This is a genomic window from Kitasatospora sp. NPDC034533 (assembly GCF_055575155.1).
Map to the genome: position 1 here is coordinate 18,118 of NZ_JBVITE010000068.1, position 21,857 is coordinate 39,974.

Annotated in this window: 24 protein-coding genes and 2 pseudogenes; 11 read left to right on the forward strand and 15 right to left on the reverse strand. The window is 72.7% G+C overall.

Translation table 11 applies throughout. The features are described 5' to 3' along the window. Positions 1 to 407: 407 nt before the first annotated feature. Entirely contained in the window at positions 408 to 1,355 is a 948-nt protein-coding gene (locus ACZ55U_RS32680; RefSeq protein WP_465532016.1) for a DUF4232 domain-containing protein, read from the reverse strand. Positions 1,356 to 1,579: 224 nt separating this feature from the next. On the opposite strand from ACZ55U_RS32680, the gene ACZ55U_RS32685 reads away from it, so the two are divergent. After that, positions 1,580 to 1,951 carry a hypothetical protein gene (locus ACZ55U_RS32685; RefSeq protein WP_465532018.1) on the forward strand — a complete coding sequence of 124 codons (372 nt, stop codon included), beginning with the start codon at positions 1,580 to 1,582 and terminating at the stop codon, positions 1,949 to 1,951. A gap of 8 nt (positions 1,952 to 1,959) precedes the next feature. Here ACZ55U_RS32685 and ACZ55U_RS32690 read toward each other — a convergent pair whose 3' ends face one another. Further along, positions 1,960 to 2,442: a protease inhibitor I42 family protein gene (locus tag ACZ55U_RS32690; protein ID WP_465532020.1), complete on the reverse strand. Its 483-nt coding sequence runs from the start codon at positions 2,440 to 2,442 to the stop codon at positions 1,960 to 1,962. Next, positions 2,439 to 2,591: a hypothetical protein gene (locus ACZ55U_RS32695; RefSeq protein WP_465532022.1), complete on the reverse strand. Its 153-nt coding sequence runs from the start codon at positions 2,589 to 2,591 to the stop codon at positions 2,439 to 2,441. Before ACZ55U_RS32695 ends, ACZ55U_RS32690 begins: the two co-directional genes overlap by 4 nt. Before the next feature lie 242 nt (positions 2,592 to 2,833). Between ACZ55U_RS32695 and ACZ55U_RS32700 the strand changes: the two genes are divergently transcribed. After that, on the forward strand, positions 2,834 to 3,031 hold the full coding sequence (locus ACZ55U_RS32700; RefSeq protein WP_465532024.1) for a DivIVA domain-containing protein: 198 nt from the start codon (positions 2,834 to 2,836) through the stop codon (positions 3,029 to 3,031). A 141-nt stretch (positions 3,032 to 3,172) separates the two neighbouring features. Here the strand turns inward: ACZ55U_RS32700 and tgmC are convergent. The 7 genes and pseudogenes from tgmC to ACZ55U_RS32735 all read right to left on the reverse strand — a co-directional run bounded on the left by tgmC (position 3,173) and on the right by ACZ55U_RS32735 (position 8,219). Beyond that, positions 3,173 to 4,314: pseudogene (gene tgmC, locus ACZ55U_RS32705) on the reverse strand (ATP-grasp peptide maturase system methyltransferase). Next, a pseudogene (gene tgmB / locus ACZ55U_RS32710) lies at positions 4,298 to 5,279 on the reverse strand (ATP-grasp ribosomal peptide maturase). The pseudogenes tgmC and tgmB overlap by 17 nt, the downstream one beginning before the upstream one ends. Beyond that, entirely contained in the window at positions 5,279 to 5,437 is a 159-nt protein-coding gene (locus ACZ55U_RS32715) for a putative ATP-grasp-modified RiPP (protein ID WP_465532026.1), read from the reverse strand. The pseudogene tgmB and the gene ACZ55U_RS32715 overlap by 1 nt, the downstream one beginning before the upstream one ends. Positions 5,438 to 5,682: 245 nt before the next feature. Next, positions 5,683 to 6,531 carry a helix-turn-helix domain-containing protein gene (locus ACZ55U_RS32720; protein WP_465532028.1) on the reverse strand — a complete coding sequence of 283 codons (849 nt, stop codon included), beginning with the start codon at positions 6,529 to 6,531 and terminating at the stop codon, positions 5,683 to 5,685. A gap of 345 nt (positions 6,532 to 6,876) precedes the next feature. Then, entirely contained in the window at positions 6,877 to 7,395 is a 519-nt protein-coding gene (locus ACZ55U_RS32725; protein ID WP_465532030.1) for a DUF6879 family protein, read from the reverse strand. Positions 7,396 to 7,611: 216 nt separating this feature from the next. Next, positions 7,612 to 7,845, reverse strand: a complete 234-nt coding sequence (locus ACZ55U_RS32730) for a hypothetical protein (RefSeq protein ID WP_465532032.1) — start codon at positions 7,843 to 7,845, stop codon at positions 7,612 to 7,614. 11 nt (positions 7,846 to 7,856) lie between these two features. Further along, complete coding sequence (locus ACZ55U_RS32735; RefSeq protein ID WP_465532034.1) at positions 7,857 to 8,219, reverse strand: ATP-binding protein; 363 nt, start codon at positions 8,217 to 8,219, stop codon at positions 7,857 to 7,859. A gap of 236 nt (positions 8,220 to 8,455) precedes the next feature. On the opposite strand from ACZ55U_RS32735, the gene ACZ55U_RS32740 reads away from it, so the two are divergent. Together ACZ55U_RS32740 and ACZ55U_RS32745 are read left to right on the forward strand one after the other, a co-directional pair. Continuing rightward, the gene (locus ACZ55U_RS32740) at positions 8,456 to 9,319 is read left to right on the forward strand and encodes a helix-turn-helix domain-containing protein (RefSeq protein WP_465532036.1); all 864 of its coding nucleotides are present in this window, start codon (positions 8,456 to 8,458) and stop codon (positions 9,317 to 9,319) included. Continuing rightward, positions 9,312 to 9,509 (forward strand): DUF397 domain-containing protein, encoded by a 198-nt coding sequence (locus ACZ55U_RS32745; protein ID WP_465532038.1) that lies wholly within the window; start codon positions 9,312 to 9,314, stop codon positions 9,507 to 9,509. The genes ACZ55U_RS32740 and ACZ55U_RS32745 overlap by 8 nt, the downstream gene beginning before the upstream one ends. Here ACZ55U_RS32745 and ACZ55U_RS32750 read toward each other — a convergent pair. Next, positions 9,491 to 10,471, reverse strand: a complete 981-nt coding sequence (locus tag ACZ55U_RS32750) for an ArsR/SmtB family transcription factor (RefSeq protein WP_465532040.1) — start codon at positions 10,469 to 10,471, stop codon at positions 9,491 to 9,493. The genes ACZ55U_RS32745 and ACZ55U_RS32750 overlap by 19 nt on opposite strands. Before the next feature lie 126 nt (positions 10,472 to 10,597). On the opposite strand from ACZ55U_RS32750, the gene ACZ55U_RS32755 reads away from it, so the two are divergent. Then, on the forward strand, positions 10,598 to 11,182 hold the full coding sequence (locus ACZ55U_RS32755) for an RICIN domain-containing protein (RefSeq protein ID WP_465532042.1): 585 nt from the start codon (positions 10,598 to 10,600) through the stop codon (positions 11,180 to 11,182). Between the two features lie 213 nt (positions 11,183 to 11,395). Here the strand turns inward: ACZ55U_RS32755 and ACZ55U_RS32760 are convergent, their stop codons facing one another. The 4 genes from ACZ55U_RS32760 to ACZ55U_RS32775 all read right to left on the reverse strand — a co-directional run bounded on the left by ACZ55U_RS32760 (position 11,396) and on the right by ACZ55U_RS32775 (position 16,788). Then, on the reverse strand, positions 11,396 to 12,490 hold the full coding sequence (locus tag ACZ55U_RS32760) for an RICIN domain-containing protein (protein WP_465532044.1): 1,095 nt from the start codon (positions 12,488 to 12,490) through the stop codon (positions 11,396 to 11,398). Positions 12,491 to 12,727: 237 nt separating this feature from the next. Beyond that, positions 12,728 to 14,668 carry a glycerophosphodiester phosphodiesterase family protein gene (locus ACZ55U_RS32765; protein ID WP_465532046.1) on the reverse strand — a complete coding sequence of 647 codons (1,941 nt, stop codon included), beginning with the start codon at positions 14,666 to 14,668 and terminating at the stop codon, positions 12,728 to 12,730. Positions 14,669 to 14,901: 233 nt separating this feature from the next. Continuing rightward, the gene (locus tag ACZ55U_RS32770) at positions 14,902 to 15,999 is read right to left on the reverse strand and encodes a baeRF3 domain-containing protein (RefSeq protein WP_465532048.1); all 1,098 of its coding nucleotides are present in this window, start codon (positions 15,997 to 15,999) and stop codon (positions 14,902 to 14,904) included. A 198-nt stretch (positions 16,000 to 16,197) separates the two neighbouring features. Next, positions 16,198 to 16,788, reverse strand: a complete 591-nt coding sequence (locus ACZ55U_RS32775; RefSeq protein ID WP_465532050.1) for a lytic polysaccharide monooxygenase — start codon at positions 16,786 to 16,788, stop codon at positions 16,198 to 16,200. A 334-nt stretch (positions 16,789 to 17,122) separates the two neighbouring features. On the opposite strand from ACZ55U_RS32775, the gene ACZ55U_RS32780 reads away from it, so the two are divergent. The 6 genes from ACZ55U_RS32780 to ACZ55U_RS32805 all read left to right on the forward strand — a co-directional run bounded on the left by ACZ55U_RS32780 (position 17,123) and on the right by ACZ55U_RS32805 (position 21,847). After that, positions 17,123 to 17,590, forward strand: coding sequence for a MarR family winged helix-turn-helix transcriptional regulator (locus tag ACZ55U_RS32780; RefSeq protein ID WP_465532052.1), 468 nt, complete (start codon positions 17,123 to 17,125; stop codon positions 17,588 to 17,590). 305 nt (positions 17,591 to 17,895) lie between these two features. Continuing rightward, the gene (locus ACZ55U_RS32785) at positions 17,896 to 19,098 is read left to right on the forward strand and encodes an MFS transporter (protein ID WP_465532054.1); all 1,203 of its coding nucleotides are present in this window, start codon (positions 17,896 to 17,898) and stop codon (positions 19,096 to 19,098) included. Between the two features lie 46 nt (positions 19,099 to 19,144). Beyond that, positions 19,145 to 19,570 (forward strand): GlcG/HbpS family heme-binding protein, encoded by a 426-nt coding sequence (locus ACZ55U_RS32790; protein ID WP_465532056.1) that lies wholly within the window; start codon positions 19,145 to 19,147, stop codon positions 19,568 to 19,570. Then, on the forward strand, positions 19,567 to 19,914 hold the full coding sequence (locus tag ACZ55U_RS32795; protein WP_465532058.1) for a nuclear transport factor 2 family protein: 348 nt from the start codon (positions 19,567 to 19,569) through the stop codon (positions 19,912 to 19,914). The genes ACZ55U_RS32790 and ACZ55U_RS32795 overlap by 4 nt, the downstream gene beginning before the upstream one ends. A 12-nt stretch (positions 19,915 to 19,926) precedes the next feature. Continuing rightward, a complete protein-coding gene (locus ACZ55U_RS32800) occupies positions 19,927 to 20,763 on the forward strand; it encodes an aldo/keto reductase (protein WP_465532060.1) in 837 nt (278 codons plus the stop codon). 73 nt (positions 20,764 to 20,836) lie between these two features. Continuing rightward, positions 20,837 to 21,847, forward strand: a complete 1,011-nt coding sequence (locus ACZ55U_RS32805; protein WP_465532062.1) for a TIGR03571 family LLM class oxidoreductase — start codon at positions 20,837 to 20,839, stop codon at positions 21,845 to 21,847. The last annotated feature ends 10 nt before the right edge of the window (positions 21,848 to 21,857 follow it).

Consider the following 21,857-nt stretch of genomic DNA (forward strand, 5'->3'; position numbering starts at 1 on the left):
CGTACCCGCGCGAAAACGCCGCGCCGTGGACACCTGGCGCGCACGGGCGGGGCGGAAAACCCGGGCCTGTGCACGCGTTGCCAAGAAGTGTCCACTGGGAGCCAACACGGCGGGGCGCCGCGCTGGCATCCTCCAGGGGTGAACACCGCGCGGCGGAACGCCTCGTTCCGCTCACGCGCCGGCGGGGGGGGGGGGGGGGGGGGGGGGGGGGGGGGGGGGGGGGAGGGGGGGGTGGGGGGGGGGGGGGGGGGGGGGGGGGGGGGGGGGGGGGGGGGGGGGGGGTGGGGGGGGTTTTCCCCCCCCCCCCCCCCCCCACCCCCCCCCCCCCCCCCCCCCCCCCCCCCCCCCCCCTCCCCCCCCCCGCCCCCCCCCCCCCCCCCACGGCCGGATCGGTGGTACCCCCGAGCTCACGGTGTCGGGCGCACCGGCGCCGCCCCGTTCGTCTCCTCCCTGGCCCAGGCGCCGGCACCGAGGCGGCCGGTGGTGCCGAGGTCGAGTTCCGGGGTGACCATGACGGGCGCCGCCCCGGGGATGGCGCGCACCCGGACGTAGGGGGCGTTCTGCGAGGTGCCGGCCTCGGCGGTGTTGCGCCACACCAGCACGGAGCGGGCGCCCTCCCCCGGGCGCAGGGCGATCCTCTGCGGCGGGTCGTCGGCCCCGGTGCCGGTGGCGATCTCGGCGCCGCCGCGCAGCACGCGCACCCCCTCCAGGGGCTGGTGGTCGGCGTCGAGCGGCTGGACCTGCGGGTAGCCGTCGAGGGTGACGGTGGCGGTGCCGCAGTTGCGCAGGTGCACCCCGACCGCCCGCAGGCCCATCGCGGCGCTGCCGTCGTCGGCGTACAGCCGCAGGCCCGAGGGCGGGCAGGGGCCTCCGGTGTCGGGGGCCTCGGCGGTGGGCACGGAGCGGACCTTGACGATCTTCGGCTGCGGGCCGCTGCCGGGCCGGTCGGCCGGGGCGGGGCGCAGGTCCAGCCGGCCCTTCTCGGTGGCGCCGGGGGCGAGCGCGGTGACGGTCCGGGACACGTTCTCCAGCCCGCCGCCCACCGCCGCGGGGACGCCGAACACCACGGTGACGTCGTACGGTTCGCCGTTCGGGTTGGTCACCTCGTACGCGGCGCAGGCGGGACCGGCGGCGGTGATCCGCACCCCGCCCTGGGCGAGCGCGGCCGGCGGCGGCGCTCCGGGGGCGGTCGGCGGCGGGGTGCCGCACGGCCCGGGGGTGCCGGACTCCCCCGGGCCGCCGGCGGAGGCCGCCGTCGTCGCGGAGGCGCAGCCCGTGAGCAGCAGGGCGGCGGCGGTCGCGGCCACGGCGTGACGGGCTGTCAGCGGGCGGCGGGGCGGGGAGAGATCGCGCATCGGGTGAGTCGATCACGTGCCGCGCCGGAGGGCTGTGAGCCGCGCCACTTCGTAGGCAACAGGCCTGCCACGGTTCCCGGCGCTGCCCGGGGCCGCCGACCGTCCGTCCCGCGATGGCTCCCGGGCCCCCGTCGGCCACTTTGGCCGGGCACCTACTGGTCGCAGGCCCGATGAACGATCATCATCAGCCACGACAAGCCACCCCGTCACGAAAGAGCACCGAGATGCCCCTGATGTTCGGCAAGCGCCGCCTCACGGCCGGGTTCGTCGCCGCCGCCACGACCGCGGCGGCGCTGGTCGCCGCCGCGCCCGGCGCCCAGGCGGCCGGCAACTGCACCCACTACGGGCAGCCGGGGTACGGGCAGGTGTTCACCGACTACAACTACTCGGGTGACTGCTGGGAGTTCCAGATCGGGACGTGGACGGTCTTCCCCGTCCTGGTCAACCACAAGGTCTCCTCGCTCAGGAGCTGGGCCGCGTACCCCGGACAGGCCGTGCACCTGTCGGGCGACGGCATGACGTTCGACGCGAAGGCGGGCGAGTGGTGGCCGAACCTGCCCGACTGGTTCAACGACCACGCCAACGCGGCCTACTGACCGAGGGCTCAGCGGACGTCGACGGTGAACTGGCGCTCGACCTGGTCCGGCCCTCCGGACCAGTCCCCGCCGAGCTCGTCGCGGTAGGCGACGTGCACGGTGATGGTGGTGCGGCCGGGGTTCTGGGCGCGGAAGGTGAAGTAGTAGCGGCCGCCCGCGCCGACGTTCCCGACCGCGCCGGTGTCGAACACGTCCCCGAAGCGGAAGTTGCGGACGTACTCGTCGCCGGCCGCCCGCACGACGGCCGGGTCGGGGGCGGGGGCGGCCATGCTCCAGACGTCACCTGCCAACCGGTGGGCGGACACCTCGGCGGAGAACAGCCCGCCGGGCCTGACGGTGAGCTGTCCCGAGGTCTGGGTGAACACCGTGCCGTGGTCGAGCTTGCCGGTGGCATCCCGGTGGAGGCTCACCGCGCGCATGGTGACCGGGACGGCCAGCAGCACCGGCGCGCCCACCACCGCCAGCAGGATCAGGCGCCACCTGCGCCTCACGCGCTCGCCTCCCGGTGGGTGACGCGCAGCGCCAGGACGGCGGCGACCGCCTCCAGCCAGCGGGCGGCCAGCGCGGCGTCGTGGATCGGCCCGGTCCCCGCCGTGACGAGCTTGTCCCCCGCGGTCCCCGAGTTTCTCCGGGTGGGCACTGAGCCCCGCCCCCGCACCACCGGTACCCCCAAGTCGTTCGATACGCTCCGTAGCGCGCCGAACAGCATAGCGTCGATCTCACCCTCTCTGACCAGACGATATGCCCGCACAGCAGGGAGGCGCCCGGCGTCGTCGCCCCCGTCGGCCCTGCTCGGGGTGCCGTCGCGGTGACAGGATCGGGAAGCCTGATCCTTTCCCGCGCCGCCCCGGCCCGGGCAGGCCGGACCGGAGGACCCACGACGTGTCGACACCACCCGAGTTCCGCGGCTTCGACCTGGTGCGGCGCGGCTACGACCGCGAACAGGTCGACAACTACCTGGCCGCGCTGTCCCAGGCCGCTCCCCCGCCACCGCAGCCGACGTTCCAGATCCGGTGGCGGGGATACGACCGCGAACAGGTCGACGCCCGCATCGCGGAGCTCCTGCGCCGAAGCCGGTAGCCCCCGGGCGGCGAAATGGGCGCACAGGAAGTCGGACCGGCCGACTTCCTGTGCGGCGCCGGCGCGTGAGCGGTGACGTCGGTGGTCTTGGCCGACATCGCTTTGACCACGGAAGGGCCCCGGCGTCGGGTGCGGCCAGGGTCAGATGGGCAGGTTCCAGCCCGGTCCGTCCTCGGTGCCGAGCCACACGCGCTGTCCGGCCGGCGACACCGTGATCCCGAAGGCGTCCTGGGGCGGTGCGCCGGCCGCCTGCCAGTACTGGAGCGCGTGCTCGACCCGGTCCCACAGGCGCACGGGCCCTCGCTGGGTCACGGTCCACCCGCCGCCGGGGGCTGGTGCCGTCCGGGCCTGCGATCCGGTGGCCGGGTCCCAGAAGATCTGCCGGGCCCCCACACCCATGCGAACGGCCGCGGGCGCGGCGAGTTGGGCCACCCAGCCGCCCGTCCGGTCGTCGAGCACCGCCGGGTCGAGGCGGGTCGGACGCTCCTCGCCGGGCAGCAGGTTCATCACCGGCAGGGGCGGCCGGTCATGGGGGCGGGCGATCATGAAGTCGGCCTGGCCGGTCGGGAACCGGCCGGTGGCCTCGCCGGGGCCGGTCACGTCGAGCAGCGCGAGGGCGTTCGCGTAGCTCCACCCGGAGAGGGTGACCAGGATCCGGCCGCCGGGCCTGACCTGGTGGAGCCACGGCAGCGGGACGTACCGGACCGAGCAGGTGGCGATGAGCCGGTCGTACAGGCCGCCGTCCGGGTCGCCGCGCAGCCCGTCGCCGACGATCAGGCGGGGGGAGAATCCCGCGGCCTTGATCGCCGCCACGGCTGCCGTGCCGAGGGAGGGGTCGTACTCGACGCTGGTGAGGCCGGCGTCCCCGAGACGGTTCGCGCCGAGGGCCGTCGAGTACCCCGTCCCGGTGCCGATCTCCAGCACCCGGTGCCCGGCCTGGCGCCGAGCTGCTGCCACATGCGCAGCACCACGGAGGGGAGGGTGGACGAGGAGGAGGGGATGCCCGTCACGGTCTCCCCCGCCGTGTCCTCGGGGCCGGTGCGGCCGTCGAGTTGGGTGCCCAGCGTCTGGTCGTCGTAGATCCCTTCCAGCCATCCGGGGTCGCCCTCGCGGACGGGCTGGTAGCCGGTCGGGGCGCTGCCGGGGACAGGGGTGAAGTAGGCCGTGGGGAAGAGTTCCCTCGGAACGGCCCTCACGGCGCTCTCCCACGCCCGGTCGGTCAGCGTGCCGTCCTCGGTGAGCCGGTCGGCGAGGGCGGCGCGGAGCTCAGCAGGTGTGCTCATGCGTGGGGGAACCTTTCCGGAGCTGGTCGGCGAGGGCGCGGGCGATGGCATCGGTGGTCTCGGCCGGCTGCCAGGCCCACTGGCCGTTCGGGTTGCATTCGAGGAAGTACCAGGCGCCTGAGGCGGTCACCGCGAAGTCGAACGCGCCGTAGACCAGCCGGAGCCGGTCCAGGTGAGGCGGCGGCCGAGCGCGCGACCGGCTCGGGTGCGTCGATCGGTGTGCACGTCATCCGGTCCTGGCGACGGCGCCAGTCGAGGTCGGGGCTGTCGATCCGGACGCCGAACAGGCGGTCGCCGACGGCCGTCACCCGCACGTCGAACGCCTTCGGCACCTTCGCCTGGAAGAGGTGCGGACAGGCGGACACGGCGTCGGTGATGTCGGCCGGATCGGCCTCGCGCACCCACACGGCGTGGGGCCGCCCGTCGACCGCGTAGGGGGTGTTCCACAGGGGCTTGTACACCGCCCCGCCGGCTTGGGCCGCCGTGAACTCCCGGGCCTCGTCGGCGCTGTTGGTGATCACCGTGTCAGGGACCATGAGGCCGACGTGCCGCGCGGCCGCGAGCTGGGCTGGCTTGTGCTCGGCGGCGCGGTTGGCCCAGGGGTGGTTCACGTAGTGCGCGCCGGGGAGCGAGGCGAGGATGCCGCCCGCACCCCACAGGGTTTGCGAGGCCGCGAACCGGCGCTCCTGGCCGCCCAGTTCGGCCGGTCCTTCGTAGGGCGAAGCCCGGCGCACCCAGACGGACCGGACCGCGCACAGGTCGAGGTCCCGGCTGGCCGTGCGCAGGGTGCCCCGCTGCTCGCCCGTGCGGTACGCGGCGGTCAGCGAGGCACCCGTGTGCAGGTCGGTGCCGGGATCGAGACGGACCACCGGAACCCGGCGCTCGGCGAGCACCCGCAGTACCGCGTCCGCAGTCACGTCGAGGGGATTGGTCAGCACCAGCACCGACCCGCTTCGGCCGTCCATCAGCCGTTGCTCTGGTCCTGGTCGTAGGACTCGGTGCTGTCGGCGTCGGTCGGGCTCTTCGGGTTACCGTCGGGCGTGGTCTGCGTGGGCGTCAAACCGCTGGTGCTGGTGCCGTGGCCGCCCATCTCCACCGTGCGGCCAAACTCGTCCACGAACACGGCGACCTGCGTCTCGGGGGTCGATGAGGGACGTGAACTGCGGGACCGGGACGGCAGCCGAGAACGGCTCCATGCGGGTGGTGCCCCACGGCGCGGTTGTCATCTGTGGTCCTCCTCCAATTCGTACTGGTGGTGAGGGAGTTGCGGCCAGTCCTGATCCAGTCGGGACGGCGGCGGTGATGCATGACAGACCGTAGGGGCCCGGGCACCGCACGCTCGACGAACTTGCGCCTTCTTGCGGGCCATCACTCCAGCGAGTCGATGGCGGCGGTGATCAGAGCCCTGGCCTCCACCCCGTACACGGCCATGCCGGACAGGCCCATGAAGGCCCGCAGGTAGTCCGTGATCTCTCTGGGCTGGAGAACGTTGACCTTCGCCGTCAGGTTCTCCACCGCCACCCGCCGGTCGTCGAAGAGGTAGAAGGCTTCGAGGGGCCAGATCACTCGCGGGCAGCCGAGCGGGATGATGCCGATGGAGACGGCCGGCAGCGACATCAGGATGAGCAGGTGGCGGAGTTGAGCGGCCATGTCCTCCACGCTGCCGATCCTGGTCCGCAGCACCCAGTCCTCGATCAGGACCGCGAACCGGTGCGCTCCCGTGTACATGAGCTGTTTCCGTGCCAGGCGTGCCGGTACGGCCGCCGCGACGTCGTCCGGCGTGCCCTGGAAGTCCGTGATGGAGCGCATGAGCGCCGTCGCGTACTCGGCGGTCTGGAGGAATCCGGGTAGCACGTTCGAGACGTAGATCCGGAAGAGCCCCGTGCGCTCGTAATCGCTGATGACCCGCTCTTGGGCGAGCCGCAGGCCGGAGCTGTTCCGGAGCCGCCACTCCTGGTACATCGATTCGGCGGCGCGGGATGCCGCGATCAGATCGGGAATCCGGTCGACGGCCCCACAGGCGGTGCACCAGGCCCGGATGTCGTCTTCCGACGGAGCGGACTTGCCGGACTGGATACGGGAGGTCTTGGCCGGGTGCCAGCCGCAGAGGGCGGAGAGCTCACCGCCGTTGAGCCCGGCACCCTTCCGGATCTCGACCAGTTGGTCGGCGATGGCCTTCCGCGCTGCGACAGTGCTGGAAGACGGTGACGAAGACATGAGCTGGTTGTCCGGTGCTCGCAGAACTCAGACGGTGAACTTCTCATGCGGAACGCCTGCCGCCCAGACGGCCTCGAACGCGGACGAACAGGGTTTCACTGCGGCCCCCCTCCTTCGTGAAGGCGTGCCCGAGGAACCGTACGGGAATGGATAGCCCTCGCGTCACGTACCTTGCGCATTCTTGCGCTCAACGTTGGCGCGGCCACCAGCATCCAGTGTTCGAGGCCGCTCTGTCAGGCGCTTCGAAGGCTGGAGCAGTGCCGCAACTCCCCGTGCGCGACGGCGAGATCCCGGCGAACGCGCTGGATGCTTGAGGATGCCGGGACGGCCATGAGCGGGAACCGATCAGGTGGGGCGGTACTCCGCGTGTGGCGTCGCCCGCTCCCAGGCGGCCTCGTAGGCCGCCAGGTACCGCTTGGCCAGCTCGGGATCGGTCCGGACCTCCATACCGGCCTCGGCCCACTGCCCGTCCCCGGTGAAGTGATGCAGGATCACCACTTCGTCGTCCATCACCCAGCCGTCCAGGCCGGGCAGGAGCAGGTCACCGGCGCGGGAGCGCGGCAGCCACCTCACGTCCTCTCCCGCCGCGACGTTCGGGAACGTCACGTCGTACTCGTACCGGATGTAGTCGGTCACCGGCTCGGAGACCACACGCAGACGGCGCATGACCACCCCCCGACCGGTCGCCTCGGCCACCACGTCGAGCCACGACCGCCACCACGACTCACGGTCCGTCGGGTCAAGCCGCTTGCCCCGCTGCCAGGCGATGAACTCGGGGTCGTCCAGCATGTAGCCGTCCCGCATCTCCAGATGAACCGCCGAGCGCCGTGCTTTCGCGAGTTGCTCACGAACCGCCGTTGCCATCGTCGTTGACCTCACTGTCCGGCCGGGGGAACCCAGGTGGATTCCACACAGTTTCAGGGCCTTGGCCACCACCGGTGAAGGGGGCGTCGAGGGCGTGGAGGGAGCATCCCGCAGCCCCCGGCACGCGGGGCGGCCGGGGGCCGGGGGGTCAGGGGGACTCGTTGGGCGGTGGGGCCGCTCGGAGGGGGGTGGCGAGGCAGCCCAGGGCCGTCCCGGTCAGGAGTCGCGCGGGAAGTCGCGCTCGGCGTCGAGGAGGAGGACGAGGAGGTTGAGGAGGGTCGAGGCCGGCGCGGCGTCGAAGCGGACCAGGACGCGGCCGTCGATGGTCTCGCCGGTGGTGGCGGAGGGGAAGATCAGGCCGAACTTCCGCCCCCGCTCCTGGACTTCGGCGAGGAGGCTGCGGATGTGGGAGTCGGTGTAGTGCCGGAGCCGGGGGTCGGTCGGCAGCATCAGGGGCCGCCTCACGCGACGGACCCCATCGTGAACCACACGGACTTGCCGCGCTCGTGGGACTCGACGCCCCAGCCGTGGGTGAGGCCGGCGACGAGTTGGAGGCCCCGGCCGGACTCGGCGAGGAGGGACAGGGGTGGCGCGGAGGGCACGACCGGGCTCTCGTCGGTCACGGAGACGCGCAGGGAGTCGTTGACGGAGATGATCTCGACCAGCGGCGCCGGGGTGTCCGCATGGCGCCACGCGTTGACGAGGAGCTCGACCAGGGCCAGCTGCGCGTCGGAGATCAGGGAGGGCGACCAGCCGATGCCCGCCATGGTGCGGTGGAGGCTCTGACGGGCGATGGCGATGGTGGGGGTGTTGATGTGACGCATGGGAGTTCTCCCGAGGCGTGAGAGGGGAGGAACCGGCGGAACACGTGTCGCCGTGAGCCAGGCCGTGGAGAAGGCACGGCTGCTCTGCGGCGCCTGCCGCGACAGGCGTTACTGACGATCCGTCGGATCGATGTGACAGCGACCCTAGCGCAGGGCGGCTCAATTTTGAGCCGGAAGCGGCGAGGTCCCCCGATCGTGGCATCACCGCCCTCCCGACCTGCGGCAGACTGGTCATCATGGCGCTACGACCGAACCCAACCCTTCGCCAGCGGCGGATCGGGACCGAACTGCGGAGGATGCGGGAGCAGGCCGGCCTCGGCGGCAGCGAGTTGGCACGCAAGCTCGGCATCCAGCCCGCCCAGATCACACAGATGGAGAGCGGGAAGGGCGGCATCAGCGCCGAGAGGCTGCGGACCATCGCCGCTGCGTGCATGTGCGGCAACCAGCCCCTGATCGACGCGCTGGCCGAGGTGACCACTGAACGCATGAAGGGATGGTGGGAGGAGTTTCGCGGATCGGTCTCCTCGGACCTGCTTGATCTCGCAGAGTTTGAGCACTCCGCGAAGAGGATCACCGCCTACACGATTACGTTCGTTCCGGGACTGCTGCAAACCGATGCCTACGCCGCCTCAGTCTTTGCCAGGGCAATCCCACCCTTGCCCCGCCATGAATTCGACACCCGGATGAACTTCCGAATGAAACGACAACAAGTCATCCGCCCAGGAGGAGTGCCCTACCGCGCGTTCATCCACGAAGCCGCACTACGGATGCAGTTCAGCGGACCCAAGGTTCTCGCTGACCAACTCGACGCCCTCATCGGGCACTCCGAGACCCCAGAGGTCTCGATCCGCGCCGTACCGTTCGACATCGAGTCCCTGCCCGGCCCGAGCGAGAACCTCAACTACGCGGAAGGCGCTGTACCCGAGCTGGACTCGGCTCAGATCGACACCACTCACAGCAGTCTGATTCTCGACTCTCCTGCATCACTCGCAAGCTATCGCGAGATGCTCGCCCGGATGGCGTCCGTCGCGCTTCCGGAGGAAGAGTCGCGAGAGTTTATCCGGCAGATCAAAAAGGAAATCGAGATCAAGTATGAATAACCCCGCGTGGCAGAAGTCCAGTTACTCCGGTTCCAACAACGCATGCGTGGAGGTCCGCTCGATCAGCGGCACGGTCGAACTCCGCGAGTCGGACGAGGGCCACCTCGTCCTCCGCACCACCCCTACCGCCCTCGCCGACCTCCTCCACGGCATCAAAACCGGCGAATACGACTACCCGCCGAGCCGCTGATACAGCACCTCCCGGGACCTTCGTACCCGGCTCACGAGCCCGGCCCGGTGCAGGATCTGCAAGTGGTACGACACCGTCGCCGGGCTCAAATACAACCTCCTCGCGATCTCCGTCGTGGTACGCGGCTGGCCCAGCTCCGCCAGGAGCTTCAGCCGCGTCGCGCCGATCAGGGAATGCCCCGGCCCCGACCCCGGCGACACGCAGTCCACCTGCGCGGCCGGATAGACGATCAGCGGAATACGCGGCACCGGCGCACCCGGCGGCTCCCCCGCGCAGAACAGCGCCCAGTCGACGAACACGCTCGGCGTCAGGATCACCGCGTCCGCGTCCAGCGTCAGTTGGTGAATGCTCTCCGTACGGAAGTGCACGACCAGCTCCCCGTCCCGCCACTCCAGGTTCGGGGCCAGCCCGTTCAGGGTCTCACCGAGCCCGCACCGCGCGATCTCCGAAGCCCGCGCCGCGACATCCGCCTCCAGCCGGGCCCGGATGGCCGGCCACGACGACTCCAGCGCCGTGTGCCAGAACCGCGCCATCTCGTCCGCCAGACGGCGCGCGAAGTACTCCTCCCCCCGGTCCAGGGCCCGCAGCAGCCGCGTCGGCGCCGGGCGGCCGGAACCGGGATCCCACGCATGGCCGTTGACGGCCCCCTCCAGCTCGTAGCGGACCCGTTCCTGCGGGGTCGTCGCGATCTGGTGCAGCCCCGTGCCGATGTCGGTCAGGAATCCCGGGGGCTCCGGCCGGATGAAGTCCGGCGCGTAGCCGAGCGGCCCGCCCCCGCCGACCACGGCCAGCAGCCCGAGCCGGTGCCGGGCGAGCGCCTCCGCGGCCCTGGCCCGCCACGCCGGGGTCAGGGTGCCCGGGCTGAAACCGGCCAGGCGCAGCAGGTCCTTGGCGGAGCCCACCGGCGAGACCGCGAACCTGACGTTTCCCAGCCCCCGGGCCCCCAGGCGGATCCGGATCACGAACGCTCCTCCCACGCCGCCCCATTCGAAACAGATCGAATCATTCGACCGGTCAACCGACTTGGCGTTTCCTGGATTTCACCGCGCGGAACCGCACGGACCAGCCGTGAGAGGAGTCCAGGACTCGTGATCGTCCACAGGAAGCCGGCCGCAGTCGTGATCGCGGCGGCTACCCTCGTCGTCGGCGCCATGGGCTCGGCAGCCGCCGACTCCTCCGCCGCCCCGGGCACGCGCGCCGTCACGGACCAGAGCAGCATCCCGACCTGGCAGCCGATGGCGCTCCACAACGTCAACAGCGGCCGGTGCCTGTCCGTCGCGGCGGGCAGCACCGCCGGCGCCGCGCCCATCGTCCAGTGGGACTGTTACGGCGGCCCGGAGCAGAGCTGGGAGGCCGTCAACCCGAGGACCGGCTCCGACGGCAACCTCTACTACGAGTTCATGAGCACCCACAACAACGACGGGCAGTGCCTGGCCGTGCCGGCGGGCTCGCGCGCGCTGAACGTCCAGCTGATCCAGTACGGGTGCTACGGCGGGAACGAGCAGTACTGGGCTCCCGTCACCGCGCCCGCCGGGGGCGCCCGGTACCTCAAGAACCTGAACAGCGGCCTGTGCGCGGCCGTCGGGGGCTCCAGCACGACGGCGGGCGCGCCGGTGGTCCAGTGGACCTGCGACAACGGGTACGAGCAGATGTGGGACCCGTACTGGCTCTGACCCCCGTGCCGGACGCACGGCCGACGCCGGGCGGGCCGGCCCGGGCCACGGGGGTGCCCGGGGCGGCAGCCAGGCGGCCGGTGCGGCATCCAGGCGGCCGGGCGCGGCAACGGACGGCCGGGGAGAGGCCGGTGGCCCCGTACCGCCGACGGGCGGTACGGGGCCGAGGGTCCGGCAGGGGGCCGGGGGCGTGGCCGCCGGCCGGGCCCGGCTCTAGACCAGCTTCCAGAGCTGGCCGCCGCCCATGCCCCGGTCGCAGTTCCACGCGCCCAGCGCGGCGCCCTGGGAGTCGGCGGTCAGGCAGCCGCCGTTGGGGTAGCCGTTCTGCATGTTGTAGACGCCGCGGACGCGGTACCAGCCGTTGCCGTACTCCTCGAAGCGCCAGAGCTGGTTGGTGCCGCCGTTGTCCTGCACCAGGTGGGTGTGCCAGTCGTTGGGGATGACGTCCATCAGCATCCTGCCGCGGAAGTCGGTCTCGATCTGCCAGTTGCCGTTGCCCTTGTCCCACAGCACCCACTTCTGGGCCTCGGAGCCGTTCGGCCCGTAGGCCCAGATGGTGTTCCCGGCGCTGGTGTTGCCGTTCGCGAGGTCGACGGCGAGGCCGTTGTCGGAGATCAGCGAGACCACCTTGCCGTGGGCGGGCTTGCCGGCCGATCCGCGGTTGCGGGCGTCGGCGGCGTCGTGCGCGGACTTCTGGAGGGTGGTCGGGAACCAGTAGGTGTACTTGTCGCTGGTGCTGCCCGGCGTGCCCGTGGAGTGGGTGTGCCCGTAGTGCCGCCAGTTCTGGTAGCCGTAGGCGCCGTTGTTGCTCCACACCTGGCCGTCGGAGTCGAAGACGTACACGTCGTACAGGGCCTTCTCCTCGGAGCCCTCGTACTGGACGGTGCCGAAGCAGCTGGACTTCTGGAGGACGTTCTCCGCGAAGCCCTTGCCCGAGCGGACGATGCTGATGTTGTACTCGCCCTTGGTGAGGTACTCCAGCTTCTTCTCCAGGCTCTCGATGAACCCGGCCTGGTTCTCGCGGAGCTGGGCGGCCTTGTTGGCCTCGTCGATGAGCGACTTGATGAACTGGGCGCCCGAGAAGACGCCGCCGAGCAGCGAGCCCGCCTCGGAGCCCCAGCCCCCTTCCGTGCTCCTGGGCGTGATGGTGCCCGCCCGCGCGACGGGCGTGCTGATCCCGCCGACGAACTGGCGGCACTCGACGCCGGTGGTGATGTCGGCGGACGCCGTGGCCGGCGTGACCAGGGTGAGTCCGGCGGCGGCCGTGACGGCGGCGGCCACGGTTCCGAGTACCTTGCGAAGCATCATGGGCGTCTCTCCGGGAGTCGTCTGCCGGGCGCCGTGCGGCCGCCCGTGTCGGGAACGGGCCCGACTCTGGCGGGCGGTGGCAGACGGGAGATGGACGGCGCGGCGGGCGGGTGGGCAGGGCGCCGCAGGGCGGAGGACCGTCCGCGTTGATCGATCGTCTACCACCGGATGCGCGGACGGTGGCCCCGTACCGCGGACGGGCGGTACGGGGCCACGAGGGAGAGCCGACGGTGTACGTCAGCCGCGGGCGGCGGTGTCCAGGGCGCGGGCGTCGGCGGCGATCAGGGCGGCCCGGTCGGCGGGGACGCTGCGGCCGGACTGGTTCTCGGCCCACTGGGCGAGCGGCTGGTACTGGCCCTGGCCGAGCATCACGGTCAGCGTGGCGACGGCGTTGCGGTCGGCGCCGGAGGTGAGCACCAGGGCGGCCAGGCCGGTGGGGGTGGCGGCGAGGGTGAACTCGGCGGTGCTCTCGGCGCGTCCGCCGGGGCCGGTGGCCTCGGCGCGCAGGGTGTGCTTGCCGAGGGCCAGGGCGGTGGTGTCCAGGGCGGTGCCGGGTGCCAGCTCCTTGCCGTCCAGGGTGAGGCGGACGGTGTCGGCGCCGCCGGCCTGGACGGCGGCCACCGGGTGCTGGGCGCGGTCGAGGGTGGCGCCGGCGGCCGGGGAGGTGATCGCGACGGTGGGCGCGGCGGGCTGGACGGGGGCGCCGCCCTGGCTCCAGGCGCTGTTCCAGCCGGCCAGCTCGGCCGGGCGGTTGGTGATGATGCCGTCGACGCCGGCGGCCTCCAGGGCCTTCCAGCGGGTGGCGGAGTCGACCGTCCAGACGTTGACCGCGACGCCGGCCGCGTGCAGGTCCTTGACCACGTTCAGGCGCGCGGAGAGGCCGCCGTCGGAGGGGTTGTAGGCGGACAGGCCGAGTTCCCTGGAGATGGCGACCGGGTCGGCGTCCACGTCACTGCGCAGCAGGCCCAGCGGCAGTTCGGGGGCCAGTTCGCGGGTGTAGCGCAGGGCGTCGACCTCGAAGCTCTGGACGAAGACCCGGCCGGTCATCTGGTGGTCGCGCACCTCCTTGACGATCCGGGCGACCTCGTCGCGGCTGTGCCGGCCCTTGATCTCCAGCAGCAGGTTGCCGCCGCGGGTGCGCAGGTCCTCCAGCTGGGCGGCGAGGGTGGGGACGCGGGTGCCGGCGTAGGTGGGGCCGAACCAGGAGCCGGCGTCCAGGGTGTCGAGCTGGGCAGCGGTCAGGTCGCGGATGCGGCCCTTGCCGTTGGTGGTGCGGTCGACGGTGTCGTCGTGCAGAACGTAGGGGACGCCGTCCTTGCTGGGCTGGACGTCGTTCTCGATCCACTCGGCGCCGGCGCGGCGGGCGACCTCGTCGGAGGCCAGGGTGTTCTCGGGGGCGGCGGAGGAGGCGCCGCGGTGGGCGAAGACGGTCAGCGGGGAGCCGGCCGGGCGCAGCCAGCCGCCGGGGGCGAGGGCGGTGACCTTGAGGTCGGCGAAGGAGACCTTGGCGCCGTTGACCACGAGGGCCTGGCCGCCGTCGGCGGTGCGGGCGACCTGGGTGGTGCGCATGACCTCCTTGCCGTCGAAGATCCAGCGGGCGGTGGTGCCGTGGACCTCGGCGGCGATGCGCACGTCGCGGCCGGTGCCGGCGGCGGTGGGGGCGGCGGCGGTGTTGGTGACGTTCCAGGCGTTGGCGGTGGTGCGCTGGGCGAATTCGAGGCCGTTGGCGGCGGTGGTGCCGGTGCGCATGGTGGCGATGGACCAGGGGGTGGCGCCGTTGGCGGGGACGTCCAGGCCGAGCGCCGTCCAGCGGGCGCTGTCCTGGGCGGTCTCGAAGCGGGCGGTGGCCTCGATGCGGAAGTCGTTCAGGTGGCGGCCGAAGGTGATGCGGCTCTGCTGGCCGGAGTTGGCGGAGGTGCCGACCAGGCGGCCGCCCTCGACCTTCCAGTCGCCTTCGACGGCGGTGAAGCCGGCGGGCAGGGCGGTGCCGGTGAAGTGCTCGTCGACGACGACCTCGCCGGGGGCCGGGGTGGTGGCCGCGGCGGTGGCGGGCGCGGGTTCGGCGGACACGGCGCTGGGGGTGTTCAGGGCGAGGGCGGTGAGGGTGAGCGAGGCGGCGACGGCGGCGGCGAGCAGGCCGGTGCGGCGGCCCGCGCGGGGGCGGTGACTGTGTGTCATGCGCGGCAGGCTAGGGACGGTGGCCGAACCGGACGCCACGAGTCCGGGAACCGTTCGTGACCATTGCGCGTGCGGTGCGCGACGGTGGCGTGTTCCTTGCGCTGGTTGGCCGGTTCGTTTCCGTACGGGTGCGGGTGGCGGGCTCGGCGGGCGGGCTGCGCGGGGTGGGTGGTGCGGCGGGGTGGTCGCCCTGTGCGACGGCGGCGGGGGTGCGTGGGCTGTGTGAGGGGTGGTCAGTAGCGCAGGGCGGCGGCGATGCGGCCGGTGTCGGCGAGGGTGTCGTCGGGGACGAAGAGGACCTGGCCGCCGGTGTCCAGGGTGTGTTCGATCACCTCGTCGACGATGTCCTCGCGGGCGCCGTCCTGGCCGGCTTCGGCGGGTACGAGGTGGCCGCCGTCGTCGCGGACGGTGGCGCGGTAGTTCTCCTCGACCACCAGGCGGTCGATGCGGCCCTCGGCGACGGTCTGCCAGACCTCGTCCAGGCCGGCGGCGAACTGCTGGGCGCCGCGGGCCTTGTCGAGCCGTTCCAGGCCCTCGGCGACCTCGCGTTCGGCGCGGGCGCGCACGGCGGGTTCGACCACCTTGCGGACGGTCTCCGCGTCGGCCTGGGCCAGGCCGCCGTGGGGCAGCTGGGCGGCGGCCTCCTTGGCGATCGTGCCGACGGCGTCCAGCAGGGCGAGGGCGGCGGCCTCGCCGACCACGTACAGCGGGCGGGGGGCGGCGGCCAGCAGCTTGCCGACCTCGGTGTCGGCCTGGCGCAGGAAGGTCTTGGTGCCCTCGTCGCGGAAGGTGCTGGGCGTGTCGCCGATCTGCTCCTGGCGTTCGGGGTCGGGGTTGTCGAAGACGCGCACCAGCGGGAAGCCGTGGCCCTTGTGCTCGGTGACCCGTTCCTGGGTGCCGCCCCACAGCACGACCCTGTCGGCGGCGACGGCGAGGACCCAGTGCGGGCGCTCGGCGGCGCGGGCGGCGACGAGGTTGCGGGTCAGGAAGGTGTCGGAGAGGACCACCCGGGCGGGGGCGGTGCGCCCGAGTGACCAGACCTGGTGCTCGCCGGGCGCGGCGAAGAGGGCCAGGCCGTCCTCGGCGTGGACGAGGTCGACCTCCGCCAGGGCCCGGTCGAGTTGCTCCAGGACGTCGATGCGGTCGGCGCGGGAGACCTTCGGGTCGGCCTGGAGCCGTTCCTTCGCCTCGGACAGCAGGTTGCGCAGCCGGACCGGGTCCTGGGCGTTGTCCGGTTCCCTGCGGTGGGTCGGCATCAGGATCGACACCGCCGGATAGGGCCGCGGGCGGCGCAGCTCGGCGAGGACGGCGGGGCTGAGGTCGGGGCGCATGGAGACCCTTTCCGAAGGCGGTCGGCCTTCTTTCGTGGACGCGCGGGAGCCTGGCGACTGCTGCCGAATGTCGTCAATGTACCTATTCGTGGCTTCGGCGGCGCGCGCGAGTACGAGGGGGCGGGTCAGGCGCGGGGGCTGCGGGAGGGGCGGCCCCGCCCCGGGGAGGGGGCGGGGCCGTCGCGGGGGCCGGGGCCGTCAGAACTGCACGTCGGTGCAGGAGTAGAAGGCGTTGGCGGTGTCGGCGACGTCCCAGACGGCGACGACCACCTGGTGGCCGGTGCGGCCGGTGGGCAGCGTGGCGGTGTGGACGGTGGTGGCGGCGGGCTGGCGGCCGTTGTAGGGGACGGTCAGGAACGGGTTCAGGTCCAGGGAGGCGCGGGTGATCGGCTGACTGGCGTCGTAGCCGGGCTTGGTCAGGTAGTACTTGAAGTAGCTGGTGGCGTGCCGGGCCTCGATGTTCCAGGTGAAGTTGAGCTGCTGGCCCGCCGTCACCTTGGTGGTCGGCCAGGCGCCGCCCCGGGGGTTGTCGAGCGGGGCCCAGCGGGCGTCGCCGCCGGCGCAGATGGTGCCGTCGGCCGGGCCGCGGGTCGGGAAGCCCTTGGGGCCTTCGACGCTCTGCGGCTCCCACTGGATGTCGCCGCAGTCCCACGGGACGGCGTTGGCGCCGCAGAGGGCGGAGCGGCTGGGCGGCAGGTTGATGAAGCCGTGCGACTGGGCGGGCAGGGCCGCCGCGATCGGCAGGGCGATCGCGGCCATGGCGGTGGCGATCAGGTGGCGCTTGCGCATGGTGCTCCTCCGTGGGGGTGGATGGAGTGTGCGCCCGGCGCGGGCGTGCGCGTGCGCGTGGGGGTGCGCACGGCGGTCTGCCCGAGACATGGCATGCCCGCGCCAGACCGGTTGCCCGACACCGTAGGATCTGCTTTCCCCCTACGTCAATGGTCTGAACCATTTGCGCCAAACCCGTGCGGATACTGGGCACCGTCCGGCATTTCCGTCCGCCGGCGCCACCCCCGGGCCACCTCCAAGATTGCTTGCACAAGCGGCATACAAGCTCTAGCCGATATTTCAGTTCATGGCTTATCCTGGACACCAGCCACATCCGGAAGGAGGCCGGGCCCCCATGACCGCCACGGACCCCGCGCTCACCGCCCTCGCCAACGGCTGGGGTGCCCTGTCCCTCCTGCACGGCAGGATCGAGTCGCACATCGAACGCGCCCTGCAGGCCAAGCACGACCTGAGCGTGCGCGAGTACTCGCTGCTCGACGTGCTCAGCCGCCAGCACGACGGGGTGGGCGGCCACCTCCAGATGAAGCAGGTCGCCGACGCCGTCGTGCTCAGCCAGAGCGCCACCACCCGCCTGGTCACCCGATTGGAGGACCGCGGGCTGCTGTCGCGCTACCTGTGCCCGACCGACCGCCGCGGCATCTACACCAACGTGAGCGAGGAGGGCCTGAAGCTCCTGGAGGAGGCCCGGCCGACCAACGACGCCGCGCTGCGCGAGGCGCTCGACGAGGCCGCCCGCAACCCCGAGCTGGCCTCGCTGGTGCGCGCGGTCGAGGCGGTGGACGCACTCTCGCCCGCCCGCTGACCCCCGGCCGGCGCCCGCGCCGTCCACTCCCCCGGGCCCGGCCCGTCCGAACCGCCACGCGCGGCCGGACGGGCCGGGCCCGGTCGCGTTCCACGGCCCCGTGAACCCGTGAACCCGGCGGACCCCCGAACCCACGGACCCGCCCGCGACGCCCCGCCCGGACCCCGTCCGGACGCCGCAGAACACCTTCGCCCGCCCCCTGTAGGCGCGTGCACCATGTCCGCGCTTGCACTTATAGCGCGTCTGCAACTATTGTTTAAGCACGCAAGGCGCTAGCTCAAGCAATCACAGAAGGGTTCGGGCCCATGCCTCTCGCTCTCATCGCCCTGGCCATCGGCGCATTCGGGATCGGGACCACCGAGTTCGTGATCATGGGTCTGCTGCCCCAGATCGCCGGCGACTACGGCGTCTCCATCCCCAACGCGGGCCTGCTGGTCACCGGCTACGCCCTCGGTGTGGTCATCGGCGCCCCGCTGATGACCGCCCTCGGCACCAGGATCAGCCGCAAGACCATGCTCATGCTGCTGATGGGCCTGTTCGTCGCCGGGAACCTGCTCTCCGCGTTCGCCCCGTCCTTCCCCGTGATGCTGGCCGGGCGCATCGTGACCTCACTGGCCCACGGCGCCTTCTTCGGCATCGGCTCCGTCGTCGCCGCCGACCTCGTCGCCCCGCAGAAGAAGGCCGGCGCCATCGCCACCATGTTCACCGGGCTGACCATCGCCAACATCGTCGGCGTCCCGCTGGGCACCTTCATCGGCCAGGCCGTCGGCTGGCGCACCACCTTCGCCGGCGTCGCCGCGCTCGGCGTGATCGGCCTGCTCGGCATCGCCAAGCTCGTGCCCACCATGCCCCGCCCCGAGGGCGCCCACCTGCGCCGGGAGCTGACCGCCTTCCGCAACCCCCAGGTGCTGCTCGCGATGGCGATGACCGTCCTCGGCTTCGGCGGGGTGTTCGCCGCGATCACCTACATCGCCCCGATGATGACCAACGTCGCCGGCTACGCCGAGGGCTCCGTCACCTGGCTGCTGGTCCTGTTCGGCGTCGGCATGTTCCTCGGCAACCTGCTGGGCGGGCGCTACGCCGACCGCAAGCTGATGCCGATGCTCTACACCACCCTCGGCGGCCTCGCCGTAGTGCTGGCGCTGTTCACCTTCACCGCCCACGACAAGGTCCTCGCCGCCGTCTCCGTCCTGCTGGTCGGAGCCCTCGGCTTCGCCACCGTCCCCCCGCTCCAGAAGCGGGTCCTGGACCAGGCCCACGGCGCCCCCACCCTGGCCTCCGCCGTCAACATCGGCGCCTTCAACCTCGGCAACGCGCTGGCCGCCTGGCTCGGTGGCATGGTGATCTCGGCCGGTCTCGGCTACACCGCCCCGAACTGGGTCGGCGCCGTCCTCGCCGCGGCCGCCCTGCTGCTGGCCTTCTGGTCCGCCGCCCTGGAGCGCCGCGACCGCACCCGTGAGGCCGTCACCACCAGCGCGGCTCCCCGCCACGCCGCCCTGCGCCACTGACCATCGATCCGACCGGAACCCACCCACTCCCGGGAGAAGCACCACCATGAGCCCCACCACCGCCGTCGCCCCGCTCACCATCACCGACGCCGAGCGCCTGGTCGACGCCGCCCGCACCGCCGCCGAGACGGCCGGCGTGAGCGTCAGCGTCACCGTCCTGGACGCGGGCGGCCACCTGCTCGCTTTCCGCCGCGACGACCGCGCCGTGCTGATCTCCGGCGAGACCAGCACCCGCAAGGCCTACACCGCCCTCCAGCTGAACGCCCCGACCGCCGACCTGGTCGACCTGGTCAAGCCCGACGGCCCGTTCCACTCCCTGCCCACCGCGCTGGACCGCCCGCTGCTGTTCATCGCCGGCGGCATCCCGGTCCACCGCGACGGCCGCCTCATCGGCGCCATCGGCGTCGGCGGCGGCGCCCCCGAGCAGGACCACGCCTTCGCCACCGCCGCGCTGACGGAACTCGCCCGGTGACCCGCACCCCCCAGGAGGTCTTCGCCGACCACGGCCGGCGCCTGGGCACCGGGGACCTCGACCACATCGCCGGGAACTACACCGAGGACACCGTCCTCATCACCCCCGAGGGCGCCTTCCGCGGCCACGACGGGGTCCGGCGGGTCATAGGCCGCCTCCTGGCCGACCTCCCGGACGCCGACTGGCAGCTCACCCCCAGCTTCGCCGGGAACGTGCTGTTCCTTCGCTGGAACGCCGCCACCGACGACCACGAGGTCGCCGACGGAGTCGACACCTTCGTCTTCCGCGACGGCCTCATCAGCGCCCAGACCGTCCACTACACCCTCACCCACCGCACCGCCTGAAGGAGCACGACCATGAGCACCCCCCGCGTTCCCACCGTGAAGCTGAACAACGGCGTCGAGATCCCCCAGCTCGGCTTCGGCGTCTTCCAGGTCCCCGACGACCAGACCACCGCCGCCGTCTCCTCCGCCCTGGAGGCCGGCTACCGCAGCATCGACACCGCCGCCATCTACGGCAACGAGACCGGCGTCGGCCGCGCCCTGGCCGCCTCCGACGTGGCCCGCGAGGACCTGTTCATCACCACCAAGCTGTGGAACTCCGACCAGGGCTACGACGCCACCCTGCGCGCCTTCGACGACAGCCTCGCCAAGCTCGGCCTGGACTACGTCGACCTGTACCTCATCCACTGGCCCACCCCGGCCCGCGACCTCTACCTGGACACCTGGCGCGCCCTGGAGCGCCTCGTCCAGGACAAGCGCATCCGCGCCGCCGGCGTCTCCAACTTCCAGCCCGCCCACCTCCAGCGCCTGCTGGACAACAGCTCGCTGGTGCCCGCCGTCAACCAGGTCGAGCTGCACCCCGGCCTCCAGCAGGCCGAGCTGCGCGCCTTCCACGCCGAGCACGGCATCGCCACCGAGGCCTGGAGCCCGCTCGCCCAGGGCGCCGTCCTGAAGGACCCGGCGATCACCGCCATCGCCGAGCGCACCGGCAAGTCCCCCGCCCAGGTCGTGCTGCGCTGGCACCTCCAGCTCGGCAACATCGTCATCCCCAAGTCGGTCACCCCGGCCCGCATCCGCCAGAATCTCGACGTCTTCGGCTTCGAGCTGACCGAGCAGGACATGGCCGCGATCGCCGCCGGCGACCGCGACCTGCGCACCGGCCCGAACCCGGACGAGTTCAACGCGAGCTGACCCGCCCCACCACTCCCGTCCCGGGCGGTCCGCACCGCCGCCCGGGACGGGCTTTTTCACAAGGACCCCCGCCATGGCACTGCCCCACCCCGCCCTCACCCGACTGGCCCCCGCCGACGGCCGGCTGACCATCGGCCTGGAACTGCCCCTGGACAACGACTGGGGCCAGGACCGAGGCCGGGCCGACCGCGCGGCCGGCCGCCCCTTCGGCGTCCCCGACCTCGCCGAGCACGCCCGCCTCGCCACGCTCGCCGACCGCCTCGGCTTCGCCGCCCTGTGGGTGCGCGACGTCCCGCTCTACGACCCCCTCCAGTTCGGCGACGCCGGCAGCGTCTTCGAGACCTTCACCCACCTGGGCCACCTCGCCGCCCTCACCGAGGACGCCGTCCTCGCCACCGGCGCGATCGTGCTGCCGCTGCGCGAGCCCCTGCTCGTCGCCAAGGCCGCCGCCACCGTCGACGCCCTCTCCGGCGGGCGCCTGCTGCTCGGCCTGGCCAGCGGCGACCGCCCCGTGGAGTACCCGCTGTTCGACCGCGACTTCCAGAACCGCGGCCAGGCCTTCCGCACCGGTGTGGAGACCCTGCGCGCCGCCTGGCGCCCCGGCCCGCTGGAACTGCCCGCCGCCGGCCTCGGCTCCGACCGGCAGCTGGAGGTCCTGCCCAAGCCCGTCCACCCCGCGGGCATCCCGATCGCCGTCGCCGGCGGCGCCCAGCAGAGCCCCGAGTGGATCGCCGAGCACGCCGACGCCTCCCTGAACTACCCGCGCGACCTCGGCGCGCTGCGGATGCGGATGCGCCAGTGGCGCGACCTCGCCGGGGACAAGCCGTACCTGACCCCGATGGTGCTCACCCTCGACGAGGACCCGGGCGCCGCGCCGCACCCCATCCGGCTCGGCCTGCACACCGGGCGCACCGCGCTGATCGAGCACCTGGAGCTGATGAACGACCTCGGTGTCGCCCACGTCTCCTTCAACCTGCGGCCCAACGACCGGCCGGTCGAGGAACTGCTCCAGGAGCTCGCCGAGGAGGTCCTGCCGCACTTCGCCGCCCCCGCCGGCGCCGTCGTCGGGCGGCAGCGGGGCTGAGCCGGGCCGG

Excerpts from the sequence above, each read along its gene's own strand:
- ACZ55U_RS32725 (WP_465532030.1), bottom strand. The coding sequence starts at position 7,395 with ATGGCAACGGCGGTTCGTGAGCAACTCGCGAAAGCACGGCGCTCGGCG.
- ACZ55U_RS32790 (WP_465532056.1), top strand. The coding sequence starts at position 19,145 with ATGAGCCCCACCACCGCCGTCGCCCCGCTCACCATCACCGACGCCGAG.
- ACZ55U_RS32770 (WP_465532048.1), bottom strand. The coding sequence starts at position 15,999 with ATGCGCCCCGACCTCAGCCCCGCCGTCCTCGCCGAGCTGCGCCGCCCG.
- ACZ55U_RS32805 (WP_465532062.1), top strand. The coding sequence starts at position 20,837 with ATGGCACTGCCCCACCCCGCCCTCACCCGACTGGCCCCCGCCGACGGC.
- ACZ55U_RS32685 (WP_465532018.1), top strand. The coding sequence starts at position 1,580 with ATGCCCCTGATGTTCGGCAAGCGCCGCCTCACGGCCGGGTTCGTCGCC.
- ACZ55U_RS32745 (WP_465532038.1), top strand. The coding sequence starts at position 9,312 with ATGAATAACCCCGCGTGGCAGAAGTCCAGTTACTCCGGTTCCAACAAC.
- ACZ55U_RS32730 (WP_465532032.1), bottom strand. The coding sequence starts at position 7,845 with ATGCTGCCGACCGACCCCCGGCTCCGGCACTACACCGACTCCCACATC.
- ACZ55U_RS32785 (WP_465532054.1), top strand. The coding sequence starts at position 17,896 with ATGCCTCTCGCTCTCATCGCCCTGGCCATCGGCGCATTCGGGATCGGG.
- ACZ55U_RS32765 (WP_465532046.1), bottom strand. The coding sequence starts at position 14,668 with ATGACACACAGTCACCGCCCCCGCGCGGGCCGCCGCACCGGCCTGCTC.
- ACZ55U_RS32735 (WP_465532034.1), bottom strand. The coding sequence starts at position 8,219 with ATGCGTCACATCAACACCCCCACCATCGCCATCGCCCGTCAGAGCCTC.
- ACZ55U_RS32760 (WP_465532044.1), bottom strand. The coding sequence starts at position 12,490 with ATGATGCTTCGCAAGGTACTCGGAACCGTGGCCGCCGCCGTCACGGCC.
- ACZ55U_RS32720 (WP_465532028.1), bottom strand. The coding sequence starts at position 6,531 with ATGTCTTCGTCACCGTCTTCCAGCACTGTCGCAGCGCGGAAGGCCATC.
- ACZ55U_RS32680 (WP_465532016.1), bottom strand. The coding sequence starts at position 1,355 with ATGCGCGATCTCTCCCCGCCCCGCCGCCCGCTGACAGCCCGTCACGCC.
- ACZ55U_RS32800 (WP_465532060.1), top strand. The coding sequence starts at position 19,927 with ATGAGCACCCCCCGCGTTCCCACCGTGAAGCTGAACAACGGCGTCGAG.
- ACZ55U_RS32775 (WP_465532050.1), bottom strand. The coding sequence starts at position 16,788 with ATGCGCAAGCGCCACCTGATCGCCACCGCCATGGCCGCGATCGCCCTG.
- ACZ55U_RS32740 (WP_465532036.1), top strand. The coding sequence starts at position 8,456 with ATGGCGCTACGACCGAACCCAACCCTTCGCCAGCGGCGGATCGGGACC.
- ACZ55U_RS32780 (WP_465532052.1), top strand. The coding sequence starts at position 17,123 with ATGACCGCCACGGACCCCGCGCTCACCGCCCTCGCCAACGGCTGGGGT.